The sequence below is a fragment of the Desulfosporosinus youngiae DSM 17734 genome (genome assembly GCF_000244895.1).
In the GTDB taxonomy this organism is placed as follows: Bacteria; Bacillota; Desulfitobacteriia; order Desulfitobacteriales; family Desulfitobacteriaceae; genus Desulfosporosinus; species Desulfosporosinus youngiae.
This window is the reverse complement of sequence record NZ_CM001441.1, coordinates 5038218-5056371: the sequence shown is the minus strand read 5'-3', so window position 1 is coordinate 5056371 and position 18154 is coordinate 5038218. Positions and strand designations below refer to the sequence as shown.

Genomic DNA, 18154 nt, shown 5'->3' with positions numbered 1-18154 from the left:
ATGCAGTTTGAGAAAATTACGAAACCTCATCGAACCTATCAAGAGGTTTTAAAACAGATTAATAACTTGATTATCGATGGAAAGCTTTGCCCCGGTGATCGATTAATGGGTGAACGAGAGATGGCGGTTGAGTTGGGGGTTAGCAGAACAACCTTACGTGAGGCCTTAAGAACTATGGAGTTCTTAGGATGGGTTGAAATTAAGCCCGGAGACGGTACATTCATACGTGATGCTCAATTAAATGAGGTCATCAGCCCTTTAGCTTTAGCCCTATCCGCCGAGTCCACGCGCATGGAAGAACTTTGGGAAACTCGGATTACCCTTGAGGTCGAGTGTGCAGGCTTAGCGGCCTTACGGGCCTCTGAGAAAGACTTGGAGCAAATCTCCCGGGCCATTTGTGAAATGGAATCTCAATTAAAGAATCTGGATGCTTATGCTAAAGCAGATATGCAGTTTCACTTTCTAGTGACTCATGCTTCTCAGAACTCAATGATGAGCCGCCTGCTGCAAACCTTCGTCGTTCATATCGTAGAACTCATCAAGAAAGCCGGTCCGCTCCGCTTTAGTCACGATATCGGAGGTCTGCGCACAATCCAGGAGCATATCTCCATCTACGATGCTATAGCAACCCATGACGCAGAACAAGCAAGAACTCTAATGAGGAGACACCTCGAAGACTCGAGAAACGAGGGCACCGAGGGGTTCAGACCCGCGAACGAGGGGAAACTGTTCTGAAAAAGACCCTAAAGACAATCTGAAGAATCCCTAGACCCGCAAGCAGGGCAGCTTCGTCCACAGAAGCGAACCCATTGCATGGAGAGGCGATAAAAACCCACAAGACGGTGCGGGGAGACGGAGCCACAGGTTCACATCAGGTATTACCCGGAGGTTTGGCACGAAAGTGTCCGGTGGACAGTTTCGCCGAAGCGGCTATCTCTAAAGAATACTTATCCGCTGAAGGTAGCTCCCGCACCGGCGAGTGGGCGAGCCTCGGAATGCTGCGGTACGAAGACACTGTCTTCGCACGAATTAACTAATCTTGCACGGATGTGGCGAAGCTGCCCGACCAGAGCGCCCCCACTTTCATCCTCTGTTGGTGCCACGTCAGCAGCATGGACGGCTACTCCGACAATTCACAACAGCTTTGCGCTCCCATGGCAGGATTTCTACCCCATGGGAGCGATTTTTTTGGGGGAGCAGAAGTCTTTCCTATGGATTGCTTTTATAGATACTAAAGCTCAGGCTATTGCCCTTAACGAGGCTGCGGATAAGTAGAAAGCCTCCGGTATCATTTCTAAACTTAAAATCTAACGTAGGATAGGCCACGGTTGCATCCTGACCGGATGGGACATAAGTAACGGGTAAGCTATGGCGCCAACGTTCGATTACACTTAGAGATGAGGATACTAATCGTACGGCATTATAAAGGGTGCTGGAAACTTGACAGACTCCTCCCCCCAGACCGGGTACGAAGGTATTTCCTTCAATAATCATAGCCTCCTGATACCCTGCCAGAGCAGTTCTGGGGCCTACAGTACGGTTAAAAGAGAACACATCTCCCGGTTTTAACACTGTTGCGTCGATGGCTTTGGCTGCGAGCATAATGTTGAAAGTTCGTTCTTTCTGATTCGGATCAAAGTAGGTAGTGTAGTCGCTCAAGAGGTCGCTCAGCTTCACATTCTCAAGGTCTTTTTCCGTAAGAGTTGGCGTGATTTCTTTAAACGGAATCTGGATCTCTTGGACATCATTGGGAAACTGCTTCTTTATACTTTCTGCTAGGGACTCAATATCTACTTGTTTTCCGGGTTTTTCCGGGACAATTTCTAAGTAGTTATCTGAGTTAACGGAAAAGTGAGCGTCCTCTGCAGGAATATTCAAGGTTGAGAGATGTTTGGTCAGAGTTTCTACAAGGGCGGGATCATCCCAATGATAGTCAGGTTCAAAGGTGATTCCCCAGCTTGCTTTATACTTGCTGACCGCCTTGTCAATGAGGTTTCCCTCCCGCCCGATGAGACAGGCTTTCTGAAGCGGTTCATCATAGGTATAGGTGAGACCAAGTTCCTGCGAGCTTAGTTGATAACTTTTCTCGCCCGAGACGAGATGAATAGGACGTTTATGTATGCTATTGCTCAATTGTTCCAGTTTGAATTCAGCTTCTTCAATAGAGAGCTGTTCTAAGGAAATTTCCAATACGACGCCTTTGGCGATCGTCCCTCTGTCCCAAGTATATAGAACCAGTGAAAGGGTAAGAACTCCAAAAAGCGTCAATATTGCACCAAGAATGATTAATAAGATTTTACGCCGTTGCGGCTTATTTAGGGTTCTGGATTGTTCTGAAGAGCCGGCATCCTCGTTCACTTAAAACTCTCCCTTCACGGATAGTAACGTTTAACTATATGCGGGAAGGAAGAAAAATTACATTTAGAAATTCAATAGCCCAAATTTTCCTCAGTAAAACTGATAAATTCATAGTTTAAATGCAAAACTATCCCATCTCCTCTGAGGGCAAGGTGGTTTGCCCTCAGAGGAGATGGGATAGTTTGAACTTTAGATTACTTTGGAAATACTGTACAGAATTGAGCCAGAGCCTGGTTAAAGAGGTGAATATGGACCTTTTCATCCAGAATAATGCGATGGAGTATAGCTTTGATATAAGGATCGGCGATAGAATGGATATGTTTTTGATATTCTTCTATCGCTTTATATTCAGCGTTAATATCAGCTCTCAGCTGTTCGCAAAGATTGCTGCCGTAATAAATATAACTGCCTACCCAAAAGTTCCCCGAGGTACTGTATGAGCCTCGAATGACTGGCTTCCCGCCAAGCTTCTTAATGAGTTCCGCTAAAATTTCCATATGCAGCATTTCTGAAATGGAGATGTTCTCAAGAAGTTCTCCTAGTTTTTTATCATAATCTTTAAAGAAAAAATAATGATAAAGGTATTGATTGATGGCCGTAAATTCACTGACAATACCGGCATAATCGTCCATTAACAATTCGGCATAGTGAAGGTTGGGCCCTTGAACTTTGATTTCAGGATAGGGAGAGGGATCAGAATACCCCTCTCTTTTATGAATTTCATAATTGGCTCCGCTCATTTAAAATACCTCCCTCAAAATAATGGGGTTTATACTTATATATTGAGCAAAAGGTATTTAAATGTGGGGAGAATTGTGTGGAGGTCTGACCCCCGCACAATGGGAAGCGATTCTGACAATTAAGTTACCTTGAATCCCCAGAAGAGAACCAGCAGAAGCACGATTCCGTAAAACACCATCTGAAATATGGTCAGTGGTAGATTTTTCCTGTATTTGTAATATTGCGTCATGGTTATTCTCCTTTGTTTGTGTCCTCGACGTATGTTTCGTTTTTACGATCGTGTCGTTCTAACTCTAAGGGATGATCTTCTTTCATTTCTTCCCGGGTGATGGTACCTTTGTACCAAACGTGATTCATTGGAAAGAACCGAGGGCTGAAGTGGGAGTTGAAAAAGTGCCAAATGAAAATTGCGCTGATGGCTAAGATGGCTTCGTCAGTGTGGGCATATCTGGATGAGTCAATGATCCAGCGAGGCATATACTGGGTGAAAAACTGAGGAAACCACATCATTAAGCCGGATCCGCCCATGATGGCCATACCCCAGAATACGGCCCAGTAGTCGAATTTTTCTTTATAGGAATAACGATCAAATTTGGGGGGATCTTTTCTCAGTCCCAATAAATATTGTATGTCTTGAACGACATCAACAAAGTCTTTTCCATTTGGCAAGATTGCCAGAGATAGTTTTTTGTTTACTAAGGGATCAATTACCAGGTAGATTAAGTGATAAGCGGAAGCTAACAGCATGACTGCCGCTGCCGCCAGATGAACGGCAAACATGGTATCAAAACCACCAAACAACGAGACAACCCTTTGGGATATACCACTTTGCTCAAACTTGATAGGTAATCCTGTGATTGTCAGAACGATAAAGCTGGTAAACATCATGATATGTTGAATACGTTGGTGGAGATCAAAACGTTGAAAAACTTGCTCTTTCGCCACTGCTTACTCCCCCCTTTTCCGTTCTCTGAGAATTGTACGCAGGTTATGGTATAGTTGCAGTTCGATATGGATTACCAAGGCAGTAATCACGATAAGGGTTAGCCAGGTAAAAAACTTGGCGGTATAGTACATAGGTGCGCCCGGACCGGAAGGTGCAAACTTGAAATGCTCAGACCCCTCGGCAAAGCCAGGTGAGGCCTGCTCGTGACAGGCGGCGCAGGTTTGGGGGACATTGGCTTTAGCGACTTTGGAATTGGGGTAATCCGATCCCAAAATGTCGTGAGCACCGTGGCAGTCTGCGCAAGTTGCTGACTTTTCGCTGCCAAGGTGAACTGCTTTACCATGAAAACTCGATCCATAACTATCGGCTATCTGACCTTTGTGGCAATTCGAACAGGTTGCAACGCTCTCTTTTTTGTCCAGGGAGGCCCCCTTAGGATGTGGATACCCTTTTATGTCTGTATGGCAGCTTGTGCAGCTTAGAAAGCTGTGCTCGGAACGCTCAATTTTTTGACCGACATCACCATGGCATTGGAGACAAGTTTCCTGAGCTTTTGCTTCAGTTGCAAAGATAGCCACGGACAAGAGCAATAGCATTAAAATGCTCAATACCTTCCAAAACTGAAACCGCCATTGTGCGGGTTTGTACATTTGCCACACCTCTTTAAACTAACAGATTTTGCCTTTTGGCTTCAAAGTACATCCCATTCTACTAGTAGGGTGCTATACTCAGTGACCGAAATTATTATGCCCAAACAAGCCTCTGGCATACACTGCAGGCTTTCAGCCGGGGAGCCTGGCCATTCCTTTTGGTGTGATGTTTGATATTTGTCTACGATTTGAGACTAGTCTCTAAATGTGTACATATGTGAAGAAGGTGATTTTTACCCGTGTGAGGGGGCTTTTATGGGAAAGAGAGCAGAAAAGTGTCTGGATTAGTGTACAAATAGCTTGATTTTCCGAATTGAGATATTTGTAGTTTCTAAAAATTATATAAAGTAAAATGTCGTATTATCAAACAACTATAGACTGCGGGGCTAAAATTGAAGAAATATTTAGACAATTGGTACGATTATTGCATTTCTGAAGTTAGATAAGGAATCACTTAAACAACAATTTCTTATTTATTTTAAAAGAAAGGAGCAATGTAAATGGACGAAATGAAGCAATTTATTCAGTTTAAAATGGGGTTGAACGATTATGCTGTGGAAATGAGTTGTGTTCGCGAAATTATCAAGCCTGTAAAAGTCATAGACCTTTTAGGTGCACCTGAATTTGTACAGGGAATTGCTAAAGTTCGTGAAGGAGTTGTCACCATAATTGATTTAAGAAAAAAGTTTTTAATTAAACCCACAGATGAAGGTGAACCAAGAATCATGATTTTCGAGTCGGATAAAGAGACAGAAAAAGTGGGTTTGTGGGTAGATGATGTCGTTGAAATTCTGGAAGTTGAAGGCAACTCCCTGGAAAGAATCCCGGATATCGTACATCAAGGTACAATCAAAGAAATCATCAAAACAGAGGATAACATCATTCCGGTAATAGATGTGGAACAGCTCTTTTCAAACGAAGTTTTAACCTGGCTGGGCTCTTCTGACCCTGAATTGATAGATAAAGCAAAGACGGTCCAAGGAAGTTAATTGTTAGGAGGAATTGCCGTGATCGAGGACTACATTCAAATAGTTGATGTGATTTATGACACTGACTTTGGGAAAACATCCGTTTTCTTATTTGATCTTGAGAAATTTATTTATATTAGAATGGGTTCAATAATAGTTCTCCCTCTTAAAGCCGGTGACATATTAGCCCCCACGACTACGTCGTATCAATGTCTTCAAACAGGTGAAAAGGTTCAAAGACATGTTGGGGCGGAATCCTTAGGTGTAGCTTATACTGGAGTAGCCTATCCAATTCGGGAAAATGGTGTCATCATCGGTGGAATCGCCACTACAGGTTCAAACGAGAGAGAATATGCACTGGAAAAATTACCAGACTTGGCCAAGGAACTTTCAGATTCTTTGGAGCAAGTTTCCGCTGCTATTGAAAATATTGCAGCTTCGGCTCAATCCCTTGCAGATGGTGGTCAAGCCCTCACAGTACAGGCTCAAGAAGTGAATGAAAAAGCACTGCAAATGGAGGAAGTTGTCGAATACATAAATTCTGTAGCTAGTGATACAAAGGTTCTGGGACTTAATGCCTCAATTGAAGCTTCCCGGGCTGGTGATGTAGGAAGAGGCTTCGCCGTGGTAGCCTCAGAAATTCGGGCGATGGCTATTTCTAGTGCTACTTCCGCAAAGGATATTCGCAAAATTATCGGTGGCATTCAAGGGCTTGTCGGCAATATGACCGCGGAGTTGGAAAAAGTGGGGGGGAACACACAAGAGGTTTCGGCAGCCGTTGAGGAAATTGGAGCGACGGTTGAATCACTTTCGGATTCTGCAAAGGCATTGTCAGATTTAGCCAGCAACCTTTAGCTAATATTCTCTTCGAATGATGGGGATCGAGGTAAAGAGGCTGATTTATTCTCCTAAGCGGGGGTGAATCAGCCTTTGTATGTTAAATGGCCCTGTGTCTACGATTGGAGATAGATCTACGAATGTAGACATTGATGAAGGCGGGGGCTATTCCTCATATAAGTCACATTGGACGAGTAAAAAATAGATAAGTGTATTATTTAGTAGACATATTGATCTTGATAAAATACTCTGGAAATACCATAATGTTAAATAATTTTGAATACTTAGACAATGGCTATACTTAGGCTTTAGAGACCACGTCATATTTAATCATGCCAATATTAAGAATATTGGCATGATTCTTGCTTTTATATTAAGAGTAACTAGATATTAAGGTGAGGTGAATAAGTCAAATAACTCACTAAGGGCTTACTCGCACTAATAGTTTGAGGACTTTAAGGAATAAGGAGGATTTCTAAGATATGTCTAAAGTAACTCAGAAGCTTGAACTGACAAGAAAAACCTATTACAAGGGTGCCAAGATTGCCGCTTATGGCGAAAGAAAGCCTGATTACTCAACCATGGGCAGGAAAATCGGCAACACATACGCTAAACAACGGGAGGTCGTTTGCGTAGAGGCCTGCAGAACTCCCTATGGTAAATCTCTTGGCGCGTTAGTAGAGTATGATGCTGCTCAATTAGGAGCTTTAGCTATTAAGGAAGTTATTCGCAGAACGGAAGGGAAAGTAGCTCCTGGCGATGTCGACTATGTCATCATGGGGCACGTAGTACAAGCCGGCAGTGGTCAAGTGCCGAGCCGTCAGGCTACTCTCCTGGCAGGGCTTCCTGAACATGTACCTTCCATTACAGTCAATAAGGTTTGCTCCTCCGGGGTTAAAACGATTGATCTGGGTGCACAGATGATCGCCTTGGGGAGAGCAGAGATCGTGATTGCCGGCGGTCAAGAGAGCATGAGCAATATCCCCTTTGCCCTTCCGGATATGAGACGCGGAAAGAAAATGGGTTTCCTCAATGCCAACTGTGAGGACTTGATGGTGAAAGATGGGCTTTGGGATGCTATCTATAATCGTCATATGGCCATTCATGGGTCTGAAGTCGCGGATGAGTTCGGTTATAGCCGCGAAGAACAGGATGAATGGGCACTACACTCCCAGCTTGCAGCCTCAGAGGCTATGGCTGCGGGGAAACTTGATGATGAAATCTTTCCGATAGCTATTAAAAAAGGCAAAGAAGTCATGGAAAAGGATGAAGGACCGAGGGCTAATTCCACGATGGAAGGTCTGGCCAAGCTTGGTCCGGTATTCGACCATGTTAGTGCTGTCACCGGAAAACCCGGCAGTGTTACCGCCGGTAATGCACCCGGTACCAATGACGGCGGTGATGTTTGTTTACTTATGAGTCGTGCTAAGGCAGATGAACTGGGGATAAAACCTCTTTTCACGATTGTGGACTATGCGGAAGTATCCCAACCTACGAAGGATATTGCGACAGTTCCCGGTCTTTCTATTAAGAAAGTACTGGAACAGAACAATCTGACGTTGGATGATATCAAGCTCATTGAGATTAACGAAGCGTTTGCAGCTGTTGCCCTTGTAAGTGCTCGCAGCATTCTAGGTATGACTAAAGAGCAGATGTTTGAAAGGGTCAATGTCAATGGCGGCGCTGTTGCTTATGGTCATCCCATCGGGGCAAGCGGAGCGAGAATTGTGATGACTCTGGCGTATGAATTAAAACGCCGTGGCGGCGGTTATGGTGTCTGCGGAATTTGTGCCGGCCATGCTCAGGGCGATGCGATGCTTATTCGTGTCGATGCCGACTAACCCAAAACCGACCACGAAATCATATATGCGTTTTTCAATAAAAACAATAGGAGTGAGTATATTGGATTTTCAATTAAGTAACGAAACCTTGATGGTTAGAGATATGGTCAGGAAATTTGCTAAAAATCAAGTGGCACCTTTAGCAGAAAAACTGGATAAAAGCCATGAGTTTCCTGTGGATACCTGGAATAAGATGAGAGAACTTGGCCTGACCGGGTATCCTGTTCCGGAAGAATGGGGCGGTGGAGGCGGCACTTACCTGGACTTTGCGATTATCATTGAGGAGTTGGCAAAAGCCTGTGCCTCGACAGCTGTTGTTACGAGTGTTCATACGGGATTAGGCTGCATGAGTATTTACCTTTATGGCAGTCAGTATTTGAAAGATAAATATCTTAAGAGATTGTCCATTGGTGAGATTATTGGTGCCTATGCCTTGACCGAGCCAAACGCCGGATCTGACGCTGCTGCCCTGAAATGCAAAGCCGAAGATATGGGAGACCATTTCCTGGTGAACGGCAGCAAAATATTTATTACCAACGGCGGACACGCAACTACCTATTGCACCTTTGTTAAGACAGATTCGACTCAGCCTAAAGGGAAAGGGATTACCTGTTTAATCATTGAAAAGGACACCCCTGGGTTCACGATCAGCAAACCTGTCGAAAAAATGGGTATGCACGCCGACCCGACTTGTGAGCTTTATTTTGAAAATGTTAAAGTTCCCAAAGAAAATGTCTTAGGAGAAATAAACAATGGTTTTGCCGTTGCGATGGGGCTGCTGGCTGGCGGTCGGATCACAATTGGTGCTCAGGGGCTGGGAATTGCGGAAGGTGCTTTGGAGTATACCACTAATTACATTAAAGAAAGAAAGCAATTCGATAAACCTTTGGCAGCCAATCAAGGGGTTCAGTTTATGATCGCAGAGATGGCCACCAAGATAGAAGCCGCCCAGATGCTGATTTATAGAGCCGCCTGGCTTAAAGATAACAAAATGCCCCATAACAAAGAAGCCTCAATGGCCAAGTACTTCGCTACGGATGTTGCCATGGAAGTCACGACCAATTGCGTACAGTTGATGGGCGGATATGGTTACTGCTCGGAATACCCAGTTGAACGTATGATGAGAGATGCTAAAATCACCCAAATCTACGAAGGTTCGAATCAAATTCAGCGCATGATCATTGGTCGTGAAGTCATTGGTCGTTTCTAGTCAACCCGTTCAGTCTTAGCCGAACATCTAAACTGTGGTTACAAAAGCCTCCAGTAGAGGATTTTTTGTAAAAAGCCAATCCCTTAATTACCGACTTCAGGCGAAGGGAGATCCCCCCTTCGCCACCCAAATGTTCCAATTGGCAAAGGTGTTTAATTATGAATGAGGGAGGTTTGTACAATGGCCAGGCCAAAAAAAGTTAGTCTCACGGAAGCGATAGGGCAGATCAAGGATGGCGATATGTTGACATTCGGAGGTTTTACCGTTTGGCGTCGTCCTATGGCAGCGATTTATGAGCTGATTCGGCAGAAAAAACGTAATCTCCATCTTGTCGAGGTGAATGGCGGAACCCATGATGATATGCTCGTGGGTGCCGGCTGCGTAGGAATCTGGGAATCCAGCTGGTGTGGACACGAACTTTACGGCAAGCTTGGCGGTAACTTGGCCCGCCGGATTGAAAAGGGCGAAATCCTGTATGAGGACTGGTCACATATCCAAGTCTTAAATCGCTTTGTGGCCGGTTCCAAGGGGCTGCCTTTTATGCCGACTTATTCCGCTATGGGAAGCGATGTACTGAATCCGGATAACGATATGCTGGGTAAAGCCGGTCTCCGCGACGGATCCAACCCCCATATCGGTAAGCATAAGCATATTGCCTACAAAGAACCTTTCACGGATTCCGAGATTATCTTAATTCCGGCGGCTAATCCGGACTGGTGTATCACTCATGTGCAAACGGTGGGCACAGAAGGAACGGTAAGAGTCGAGGGTTTAAGATTCAGTGATCAGGAAGTCATTAAGGCTTCTAAGCATAATATTATCATTGCGGAAAAGATTGTTTCCGAGGACTCGCTGCGTGAGCATCCGACTCGCAATATGCTGGGTGGTTACTTAGTGGATTATATCGTCGAGTTACCTTGGGGTGCTCATCCCACAGGCTTGTACGGGGTGCATGAACCAGACGGGGAATTTATCGCCAATTTCTTCAAATCTACCCGTACTCAGGAAGGGTTCGATCAGTGGGCCGATGAATGGATTTACGGAGTTAAAGACTACCAGGAGTATCTCGATAAATTAGGAAAAGAGCGCTTGCAAACTCTGGTTGCTGATCCTGCTTTAGGCTATTCAAAAACAATGAAAAGGGGGTCAAGATAATGGATAGCAAAAAAGGACATTCCAAACCCGGTGAATTTAAGCCAATGGACCTCTTGGCTTGTGCCGCTGCCCGGGAAGTGAAAGACGGCGAAGTTGTCTTCGCCGGAACGGGTTTACCGATGTTGGCGATTATGGTTGCTCAGAAAACCCAAGCTCCCACGGCTGTCTGTATTTATGAAGCGGGCTCCATTGACGGGCGCCCCATCGACCTGCCGACTTCCGTAGCGGATGCCCGCTGCAGTTATCAAGCGGCGGTGGCGGATGGTCTGAACGATGTGTTCGGCCAACTGCAATCCGGCATTGTTGACCTGGCTTATTTGGGGGGGGCCGAAGTTGATCTTTATGGGAACGTAAACACCACTTTTATGGGCGGTCCCACGGGTAAACGACTCACTGGCAGCGGCGGCAACAACGATATCCACTCCCTGGCTAAAAGAAGTGTTTTGATCATGCCGCAATTAGGGCAAAAACGCCGTTTTGTGGAACAGGTCAGCTATATAACCTCACCCGGCTGGAGATTCCCCTATGGTCCGAACAGAGAATGGCGTTCTAAACAGGAAGTCTACGGACCAGCTTTCAATGGCGGACCCGCTGCCGTTATTTCCGATATGGGGGTCTATCGTTTTGATGAAAACGGGGAAATGTATCTTGATACGGTTCACCCGGGCTTTACGGCAGAAGATTGCCGGGAAAACTGCAGTTTTAAACTGAATATTTCAAAGTGTCAAGGTGAAACTTTGACTCCTACCTATGAGGAGTTGGATCTGCTCTATAATGTTATTGATCCGGAAGGAATTATCATGAAGTAGTGTGCGGTGACAAGAATGGCGGATCTTTGCACCACTAACATGATGAACGGTCTGCAAAGGACGGTTCTCGGCCTGCCAAGGTACCGGGAACCGTCCTTGCGTTATCCTGAACAAAACTATTTCAAAGATAGCTCACTATGGTAAAATTTACATAGGAAGGAGTGAAGTTATGAGTTTACCGTTAGAAGGTCTTAAAGTCCTTGATCTATCGAGATATTTACCCGGTCCTCTGGCAACACAGATACTGGGGGATTTTGGGGCGGAGGTTATTAAGATCGAGGATCGTAAGGGTGAATTAGGGCGATATTTAGAACCTATGATCAAGGACACCAGTGCTCTTTTCTATACCGTAAATCGCAATAAGAGAAGCATGGGGCTGGATTTAAAAAAACCGGAAGGTAAAGAGATTTTCAAGAAGCTGGTTGCTGATGCTGACATCGTGGTTGATCAGTTCCGACCCGATGTCATGAACAAACTTGGCCTGGGATATGAAGTCTTAAAAGAGATTAATCCGAGAATCATTTATTGCATCATCACGGGTTACGGTTTGACTGGACCGATGCGTGATGCGGCCGGTCACGATCTTAACTATCTTAATATTGCTGGTGTGACTGAATTAATGGGGACCAAAGACGGCCCCCCTGCTATGAGCGGTGTCCAGATTGCAGATACTGCCGGAGGCAGCATGTATTCCGTGATCGCTATTTTGCTTGCCCTGGCTGCACGTGAAAAAACGGGTGAAGGCCAGCTTTGTGATGTGGCTATGATGGATGGAGCTCTTAGTCTGCTTTCTTATACCATTGGCGAATGGTCTGGGGGAGATGGCACCCTGCCCAAACGCGGTGGTGAAATGTTAACGGGTGGTTACGCTGCATACAATATTTACGAGTGCAAAGATGGCAGGCATGTCAGTTTGGCTGCTGTAGAGGATAAATTCTGGGCCAGCTTTTGTAGGAAGCTGGGAGTGGATGAGTATATTCCTCTCCATATAGATATACCTCATCAGGAATATCTCCAAGATTCCATCAGAAAGATTATGCTTTCCAAGACCCGAGATGAATGGGTTGAGTTTTTCTCGGATTCAGACCTATGCTTTACACCGGTTCTTTCGCTCGATGAAATGGTCAAACATCCACAGGTTTTGGCTCGGGATATGGTTCATACTTTGACGAATTTCCAGGGATCAGGGAAAGACCTGGTTTGCACCGGAGTTCCCATCAAGCTTTCTGAGACCCCGGGTGAAGCTAAAATGGTGTTTGCCGGAATTGGAGAGAATACGGATGAGATATTAGCGAGTATTGGGTATAGTACAGCGCAAATTGAGCAACTGCATAAGGATGGCATAGTGTAAAGACAATGGTTTTTTAGAACCTGAAAAAGCACTTAATGACTTCTGATAGTAATCATATTTGGCAATTAGAAACGGTAGCGCTAAATGTCCATAAAATGGTATAATAGTATACAGCTTGAATACGATGGGGAAAATCTGTTTAGAGGAGGGGGGGAATATGCCCTTACAGCATAAAAATAAAAAGTATACTTTCTCCGATTATTTAACCTGGCCGGAAAACGAACACTGGGAGATTATCGATGGAGTGCCTATTATGCAGGCTGCACCAACCTGGCAACATCAAGCGATATCAAGGGAGCTTTTGACCCAGTTCAATAATTATCTTAACGATAACCCTTGTCAGGTGTTTGCTTCCCCCTTCGATCTAAGACTGCCGGAAACCAACGAAAGGGATGAAGAAACCACATTTGTTGTTCAGCCTGATATTATAGTTATTTGTGATAAAACAGGACTAAAAGGAACAGGGTACTATGGTACTCCCATGCTAGTGATAGAAATTTCTGCTCCTTCGACAGCAAGAAGTGACAAAGTTTGGAAATTTAATAGATACGAAAAAGTTGGAGTTAAAGAGTACTGGATTGTTGAACCGGAAGGTAAGTTTATTAGTGTCTTCACCTTACTGCCAAATAATAGATATGGAAGACCGGAAGTTTACACTGAAACAGATAAGGTGGAAGTGTCTGTTATCCCTGGTTTTATGGTAGATTTAAAGCCGGTCTTTGATAAGATCTAAAAAGACCAAAAAGATCCCCGCCACATATGTGACTGGGATCTTTTTTAGAGATAGGAATTTACAAAGGGGAACCAAGGTCGTGTAGTATTTAGTTTACACTGTTCGAACTGAGCTTGCATATTATCGGAAGGTTTTGCAGTGAGAATGCTGACTATAAACTGAAATCTCTATTGCGCCGGTCAATGTTTTTATAATAGGATCGGATTGGACTATAATCGGGAGTATAATTCTCGTCATAGGGGTCGGGTTCGTTATCATCCAAATAAAGTGTGGTTAAATTGGTGAGGTTTTTTAAGGGCGTAAAGTTCGTAATGTAATTATCGGAAATATCAAGATAGGTAAGCGATGTTAAATCTTTGATGGCACTAATATCCTTAAGACCATTATTATTAATTTTTAGGGTCTTTAAGTTTTTTAGTTTGCTTAGTGCAGTGATCCTCGTGAGTTCATTATTGCCGACATCAAGGGTTTTCAAATTCACAAAATACTCCAAGCCGGTTAAATCAGTGATGTTATCGTTTCGTACATTCAAGGTAGTGATATTTATAACATCACTTTTATAAATTGACTCGCTCCTGCTTTTGCGCAATCTACGTCTCACTGCATCTTTAAACTCAGGATCAGTGAAAGTGATTTTAGCATCTTCTGAAACTTTGAGGGTTAAACTAACTTTTTGTGACAAGTCTTCAATGGTTCCTTGAAAGGTGTAACTGCCTGCCTTATTCAAGGGGACGATATTACTGCTCCAAGTTACAGGGAATGTTTCTGTCGTATTATCACTCATAGTTACTGATATCTTGTCGGGAAAACTATAGGAATCCCCAAGAATGATTTCGGCGGAAATAGTCTCTACTTTCAAGACTTTTGGATGGATTGTTAATTTTAAATAAACGGGGTTACTATAATTATTTACGGTACCTTCAAATCTATAGGTTCCGGACTTTAGAGTTTGAACTGAGGACAGACTCCAGGTCACAGGCACTTCCTCTTTTATTCCGTCTGTTCTTGTCGCTGTTACGGCTTTGGGAGGTTCGTATTTCTGCTGTTCCTGAACACTGTCAGAAACATCGTCAATTGACTTGATTTCGGCCGGAAGTCCGGCGAGTGTCGATTCAGTCGAACTGCTGATAACCGCTGTGCCGCCGAGAATGTTGAGCTTCGAAATAAGCTTAGACTGGATGAACGAATGGCTTGAATAGGGGATTGTATTACCATCGAGCAAGATAATAGCGTTTTGTTTCTTCTGGGCTAAAGCAGAGGCGGCAAGTGCATCTGGAAAAGACCTGCCTGTTGCAATGTAAACAGTATCCAGGTTTAGACTATCTGCAAATCGTTTAATCAGTTTAATATTGCGATCATAAGGGTCAGCACCGTAAATCAGTTCGTGACCAGGAAACTGGCTGATTACGTTCTCACTCAGATCATAATATCCTGAGACAATGACACTGGAAGGGATTTTAGTCTTGTCTAAAAAGGTCTTTTGTGCAGGAGTTAGATCATCTGGAGGGACTAGTACGATCGGCATCTTTAGAGATGCTGCAATGGGACCTATGGACAAGGCGTCCGCAAAATTCAAACCGTTGGTTACGAAAACTCCTTGATTCACGCCGACTTCCTGAGCTACTTTTAATGATGTTTCATAACGATCCTGTCCGGCTATTCGAATAGCGGAGATCTTCATCAAGGAAAGTTGACGTTCTACACTGTTAGAGACAACCGCATTCCCGCCAATTATGTAAACTTTTTTTACGTTCAGGCGTTTCAACTCAGCGGCCGTGTTAGTATCTAACATATAAGGATTGGTCAACAATATCGGGGCATTGAATTTTTGAGCTAATGGTCCAGCGCTTAAAGCATCCGGAAAGTCGTCTCCGTTGGCAAGAATTGCTGAATCTGCTCCATCAGGCCAGCCCCTTTGACTAATAGTAACGGCAGTTTCATAGCGGTCGTAGCCTGCAATTCGTCCGGTCGATGTAGAAGCTGCAGCTATAGGTGTGTAGGCTAAGACTATAAGCGTAATAAGCAAAAGGGCTAACAAGAAATCTTTAAACTGCTCTTTCATTTTTATGGTCAAAATCATGGACCTCCTTTCTGGTTTTACTTTCTCGAATTATCGATTAAAATCCTGCTTTTCTTCTTAAAAATAACTAAGGTTATAAAATGACCTGATGTCCAATAAATGGTATAATGAGAAAAATGACCTAATTAGCGTAGGCAGGAGACTCAATGTCGTGACTGGCACGACGCAGTGATTGTTGTTATGTAGCTTGGAGGAAAATGATATTGATTAGTGTGTTGAAATATATAACTCAGATTATCAACTATTTCCACGATAACTTAATCTTGCTGACAAAGTTAATGGGGCTGAACTTGAATGATAAACAGCTCCATTTCCTGGTTATAGGGTTTATAGGAATTCTCCTTTTCATCGTTGTACACAAATTATTTAAGTTTCTGGCTCGCCATAGCCTTACGGCGATTTCCTTTATCTACACGTTTACGGTTCTGGTTGTTTTTGTTTTCGCTATTGAAATTGGACAAAAAGTAACAGGGCGCGGCAATATGGAATTCCAAGATATTGTGGAAGGTCTTTGGGGTTTCCTGGTCGCATTTGCAATTTACATGGCAATTGTTTTAAGTATTTATGGGTTGAAAAACTGGTTAAGGCGTTTAAAACGTATAAGGTAACCATGTAAAAGGTAAAGATGAAAATAAACTAATAAAAATAAACTCAAAATAAATTAATAGAAATAAACTAACAGGTTGACAGCTTAAGCACATAAATGCTAAAATACTTAAATGTGGTGACTTCTCACCGCAACCGCTCGAATCAGGTATTAACCGGTTTTTCGTTTGGGAAGCCGACCTGCAATGGCGAGTCTAGGGCATGGGAGGTGTAATAATAATGTACGCAGTTATTGAAACCGGTGGTAAGCAGTTTCGCGTTCAAGAAGGCGACGAAATATACGTTGAGAAATTGGATGCTAATGTAGGAGATGCCGTAACGATTGATCAAGTTCTTCTCGTGGAAAAAGACGGTTCTGTAAAAGTTGGAACCCCAGTTGTGGCAGGTGCTACAGCAGTGCTGAAAGTCGTGGAGCACGGTAAAGGGGAGAAGATTGTTGTCTTCAAATACAAATCCAAAAAGAACTATCGACGCAAACAAGGACATCGTCAACCTTACACAAAAGTTCTCGTCGAGGCACTCCAAGCGTAAGCGCCAAAGCGGTATTCGTTTCATTATATGGGCGGATGACCGAGGGCAAATTCGTGAATTCGAGATGTCTGGACATGCAGGGTTTGCAGAAGAAGGCCAGGATATTGTTTGTGCGGGGGTTTCTGCGCTGAGTATCGCGGCTGTCAATGGGTTGGAGCACTTCTTGTCGGTGGCCCCTAAGGTTCGGGAGGCAGATGGACACATCACCTGTCAGCTTGTAGAGGTTTCTGAGCAGGAATTAGAGAAGGCCCAATGGATTTTGCAGACAATGGCGTTAGGTATCGAAAAAATACAGGCGGCTTATGGCCAAGACTATATATTTATCGATCGAAGGAGGTGGACTCCATGCTAAAAATGAATCTTCAATTGTTCGCCCATAAAAAAGGGGTAGGTAGCTCACGTAACGGCCGGGATAGTAATGCGCAACGCCTTGGTTTAAAACGTGGTGATGGCCAATTCGTGACAGCTGGTACGATTATCGTACGTCAACGCGGTACGAAGTTTCATCCCGCTAAAAACTGTGGTTTGGGTAAAGATGACACCTTGTTTGCTTTAATCGACGGTTATGTCAAGTTTGAGCATAAAGATCGGACACATAAACAAGTAAGTGTTTATGCTGAGCGCCCAAAAACACCGGTGGCTATTGCCCAATAAGCTGTTTTCTCAATCACCCCTGGGTCTTCCCAGGGGTTTTTCGTGTATTAGTCAGAAGGCCATAAGTCAAGTGGGGCTTCTGTGCTTGCTGCTTGGCACCGGCAAGTTTCTGACGAGCCGGAACGATATACATATATTCGTGGTTTTTGGGACAATAACAGTGATGGATGAGAGGGTAAAATTATGACAAAGATAGAACGGGTTCTTTTGTCAGAGTTGTTACAGTGGTATCGCTTGCAAAGGCATGATTATATGAATCACTGGCAGGTGATTATGGGCAATTTACAGCTTAATCGGCCTGAAGAGGCCCTAAGGTACATGCGGGAGACGAGCGTTGCTTCGCTCGAAGAACAAAAAATAGCGCAGATTTCCGAACCTTTTTTGGGAGCGATTCTATTAGGTTTCTTGATTCGTTTGAGTCATGAAGGAGTTATTGCTACCTTGGATTTTCCGGAAGAGATGAAGCAGGCGGACTTTTGGAAAGATCATTGGCGGGAAGAATATGTGGATGGGTTATACGGGTACACTACGGAATGGATGGAAGTAGTTTCAAACTTTAGAGACTCTAAAGATTTAAATGCTGAAGTTTATTTATTCGATGAGCCGGGGGGCATGACTTGTCAGTTTATCTTATCTGATGAGGCGTCAGTCCTCTGGGATAAATTAGTGACGTTTAACAGTTAA

At 44.0% G+C, this 18154-nt stretch carries 20 protein-coding genes and 1 other annotated feature; of the genes, 15 read left to right on the top strand and 5 right to left on the bottom strand.

The annotated features are described in order from the left end of the window. Positions 1–735, top strand: a complete 735-nt coding sequence (locus DESYODRAFT_RS23475) for a FadR/GntR family transcriptional regulator (RefSeq protein WP_007786882.1) — start codon at positions 1–3, stop codon at positions 733–735. A gap of 74 nt (positions 736–809) precedes the next feature. Next, on the top strand, positions 810–1037 hold the full coding sequence (locus DESYODRAFT_RS23470) for a hypothetical protein (RefSeq protein ID WP_042339059.1): 228 nt from the start codon (positions 810–812) through the stop codon (positions 1035–1037). A 172-nt stretch (positions 1038–1209) separates the two neighbouring features. Here DESYODRAFT_RS23470 and DESYODRAFT_RS23465 read toward each other — a convergent pair whose 3' ends face one another. From DESYODRAFT_RS23465 to DESYODRAFT_RS23450, 4 genes are all read right to left on the bottom strand, one after another. Further along, positions 1210–2358 carry a VanW family protein gene (locus DESYODRAFT_RS23465; protein ID WP_007786881.1) on the bottom strand — a complete coding sequence of 383 codons (1149 nt, stop codon included), beginning with the start codon at positions 2356–2358 and terminating at the stop codon, positions 1210–1212. A 194-nt stretch (positions 2359–2552) separates the two neighbouring features. After that, the gene (locus tag DESYODRAFT_RS23460; RefSeq protein ID WP_007786879.1) at positions 2553–3098 is read right to left on the bottom strand and encodes a ferritin-like domain-containing protein; all 546 of its coding nucleotides are present in this window, start codon (positions 3096–3098) and stop codon (positions 2553–2555) included. A gap of 232 nt (positions 3099–3330) precedes the next feature. Beyond that, positions 3331–4044, bottom strand: a complete 714-nt coding sequence (locus DESYODRAFT_RS23455) for a formate dehydrogenase subunit gamma (protein ID WP_085938782.1) — start codon at positions 4042–4044, stop codon at positions 3331–3333. A 3-nt stretch (positions 4045–4047) separates the two neighbouring features. After that, the gene (locus tag DESYODRAFT_RS23450) at positions 4048–4695 is read right to left on the bottom strand and encodes a cytochrome c3 family protein (RefSeq protein WP_007786876.1); all 648 of its coding nucleotides are present in this window, start codon (positions 4693–4695) and stop codon (positions 4048–4050) included. Positions 4696–5195: 500 nt separating this feature from the next. Here DESYODRAFT_RS23450 and DESYODRAFT_RS23445 point away from each other — a divergent pair, with 500 nt between their 5' ends. From DESYODRAFT_RS23445 to DESYODRAFT_RS23410, 8 genes are all read left to right on the top strand, one after another. Next, positions 5196–5684 carry a chemotaxis protein CheW gene (locus DESYODRAFT_RS23445; RefSeq protein ID WP_007786874.1) on the top strand — a complete coding sequence of 163 codons (489 nt, stop codon included), beginning with the start codon at positions 5196–5198 and terminating at the stop codon, positions 5682–5684. An 18-nt stretch (positions 5685–5702) separates the two neighbouring features. Beyond that, positions 5703–6518 (top strand): methyl-accepting chemotaxis protein, encoded by an 816-nt coding sequence (locus DESYODRAFT_RS23440; protein ID WP_007786873.1) that lies wholly within the window; start codon positions 5703–5705, stop codon positions 6516–6518. Positions 6519–6982: 464 nt separating this feature from the next. Continuing rightward, positions 6983–8341, top strand: a complete 1359-nt coding sequence (locus DESYODRAFT_RS23435) for a thiolase family protein (RefSeq protein WP_007786871.1) — start codon at positions 6983–6985, stop codon at positions 8339–8341. A gap of 61 nt (positions 8342–8402) precedes the next feature. Next, positions 8403–9551, top strand: coding sequence for an acyl-CoA dehydrogenase family protein (locus DESYODRAFT_RS23430; RefSeq protein WP_007786869.1), 1149 nt, complete (start codon positions 8403–8405; stop codon positions 9549–9551). A gap of 180 nt (positions 9552–9731) precedes the next feature. Then, the gene (locus DESYODRAFT_RS23425) at positions 9732–10706 is read left to right on the top strand and encodes a CoA transferase subunit A (protein ID WP_007786866.1); all 975 of its coding nucleotides are present in this window, start codon (positions 9732–9734) and stop codon (positions 10704–10706) included. After that, the gene (locus DESYODRAFT_RS23420; RefSeq protein ID WP_007786865.1) at positions 10706–11515 is read left to right on the top strand and encodes a CoA-transferase subunit beta; all 810 of its coding nucleotides are present in this window, start codon (positions 10706–10708) and stop codon (positions 11513–11515) included. The genes DESYODRAFT_RS23425 and DESYODRAFT_RS23420 overlap by 1 nt, the downstream gene beginning before the upstream one ends. A gap of 169 nt (positions 11516–11684) precedes the next feature. Next, the gene (locus tag DESYODRAFT_RS23415; RefSeq protein ID WP_007786863.1) at positions 11685–12866 is read left to right on the top strand and encodes a CaiB/BaiF CoA transferase family protein; all 1182 of its coding nucleotides are present in this window, start codon (positions 11685–11687) and stop codon (positions 12864–12866) included. 157 nt (positions 12867–13023) lie between these two features. Beyond that, positions 13024–13599, top strand: a complete 576-nt coding sequence (locus tag DESYODRAFT_RS23410; RefSeq protein ID WP_007786861.1) for a Uma2 family endonuclease — start codon at positions 13024–13026, stop codon at positions 13597–13599. Positions 13600–13750: 151 nt separating this feature from the next. Here DESYODRAFT_RS23410 and DESYODRAFT_RS23405 read toward each other — a convergent pair whose 3' ends face one another. Beyond that, positions 13751–15679, bottom strand: coding sequence for a cell wall-binding repeat-containing protein (locus tag DESYODRAFT_RS23405; RefSeq protein ID WP_427854302.1), 1929 nt, complete (start codon positions 15677–15679; stop codon positions 13751–13753). A 212-nt stretch (positions 15680–15891) separates the two neighbouring features. Here DESYODRAFT_RS23405 and DESYODRAFT_RS23400 point away from each other — a divergent pair, with 212 nt between their 5' ends. The 5 genes from DESYODRAFT_RS23400 to DESYODRAFT_RS23380 all read left to right on the top strand — a co-directional run bounded on the left by DESYODRAFT_RS23400 (position 15892) and on the right by DESYODRAFT_RS23380 (position 18154). Beyond that, the gene (locus DESYODRAFT_RS23400; RefSeq protein ID WP_242833721.1) at positions 15892–16287 is read left to right on the top strand and encodes a hypothetical protein; all 396 of its coding nucleotides are present in this window, start codon (positions 15892–15894) and stop codon (positions 16285–16287) included. Between the two features lie 121 nt (positions 16288–16408). Next, positions 16409–16491 (top strand) — a sequence feature (ribosomal protein L21 leader region). A gap of 13 nt (positions 16492–16504) precedes the next feature. After that, positions 16505–16816, top strand: a complete 312-nt coding sequence (rplU, locus tag DESYODRAFT_RS23395) for a 50S ribosomal protein L21 (protein WP_007786857.1) — start codon at positions 16505–16507, stop codon at positions 16814–16816. Positions 16817–16829: 13 nt separating this feature from the next. Next, on the top strand, positions 16830–17168 hold the full coding sequence (locus tag DESYODRAFT_RS23390; RefSeq protein ID WP_007786856.1) for a ribosomal-processing cysteine protease Prp: 339 nt from the start codon (positions 16830–16832) through the stop codon (positions 17166–17168). Then, a complete protein-coding gene (rpmA, locus tag DESYODRAFT_RS23385; protein WP_007786854.1) occupies positions 17162–17470 on the top strand; it encodes a 50S ribosomal protein L27 in 309 nt (102 codons plus the stop codon). Before DESYODRAFT_RS23390 ends, rpmA begins: the two co-directional genes overlap by 7 nt. Positions 17471–17653: 183 nt before the next feature. Beyond that, a complete protein-coding gene (locus DESYODRAFT_RS23380; protein ID WP_007786852.1) occupies positions 17654–18154 on the top strand; it encodes a Spo0B domain-containing protein in 501 nt (166 codons plus the stop codon).

Coding starts and splice junctions, on each gene's coding strand:
- DESYODRAFT_RS23475 (WP_007786882.1), top strand. CDS start 1: ATGCAGTTTGAGAAAATTACGAAACCTCATCGAACCTATCAAGAGGTT.
- DESYODRAFT_RS23460 (WP_007786879.1), bottom strand. CDS start 3,098: ATGAGCGGAGCCAATTATGAAATTCATAAAAGAGAGGGGTATTCTGAT.
- DESYODRAFT_RS23450 (WP_007786876.1), bottom strand. CDS start 4,695: ATGTACAAACCCGCACAATGGCGGTTTCAGTTTTGGAAGGTATTGAGC.
- DESYODRAFT_RS23445 (WP_007786874.1), top strand. CDS start 5,196: ATGGACGAAATGAAGCAATTTATTCAGTTTAAAATGGGGTTGAACGAT.
- DESYODRAFT_RS23435 (WP_007786871.1), top strand. CDS start 6,983: ATGTCTAAAGTAACTCAGAAGCTTGAACTGACAAGAAAAACCTATTAC.
- DESYODRAFT_RS23425 (WP_007786866.1), top strand. CDS start 9,732: ATGGCCAGGCCAAAAAAAGTTAGTCTCACGGAAGCGATAGGGCAGATC.
- DESYODRAFT_RS23420 (WP_007786865.1), top strand. CDS start 10,706: ATGGATAGCAAAAAAGGACATTCCAAACCCGGTGAATTTAAGCCAATG.
- DESYODRAFT_RS23415 (WP_007786863.1), top strand. CDS start 11,685: ATGAGTTTACCGTTAGAAGGTCTTAAAGTCCTTGATCTATCGAGATAT.
- DESYODRAFT_RS23410 (WP_007786861.1), top strand. CDS start 13,024: ATGCCCTTACAGCATAAAAATAAAAAGTATACTTTCTCCGATTATTTA.
- DESYODRAFT_RS23405 (WP_427854302.1), bottom strand. CDS start 15,679: ATGATTTTGACCATAAAAATGAAAGAGCAGTTTAAAGATTTCTTGTTA.
- rplU (WP_007786857.1), top strand. CDS start 16,505: ATGTACGCAGTTATTGAAACCGGTGGTAAGCAGTTTCGCGTTCAAGAA.
- rpmA (WP_007786854.1), top strand. CDS start 17,162: ATGCTAAAAATGAATCTTCAATTGTTCGCCCATAAAAAAGGGGTAGGT.
- DESYODRAFT_RS23380 (WP_007786852.1), top strand. CDS start 17,654: ATGACAAAGATAGAACGGGTTCTTTTGTCAGAGTTGTTACAGTGGTAT.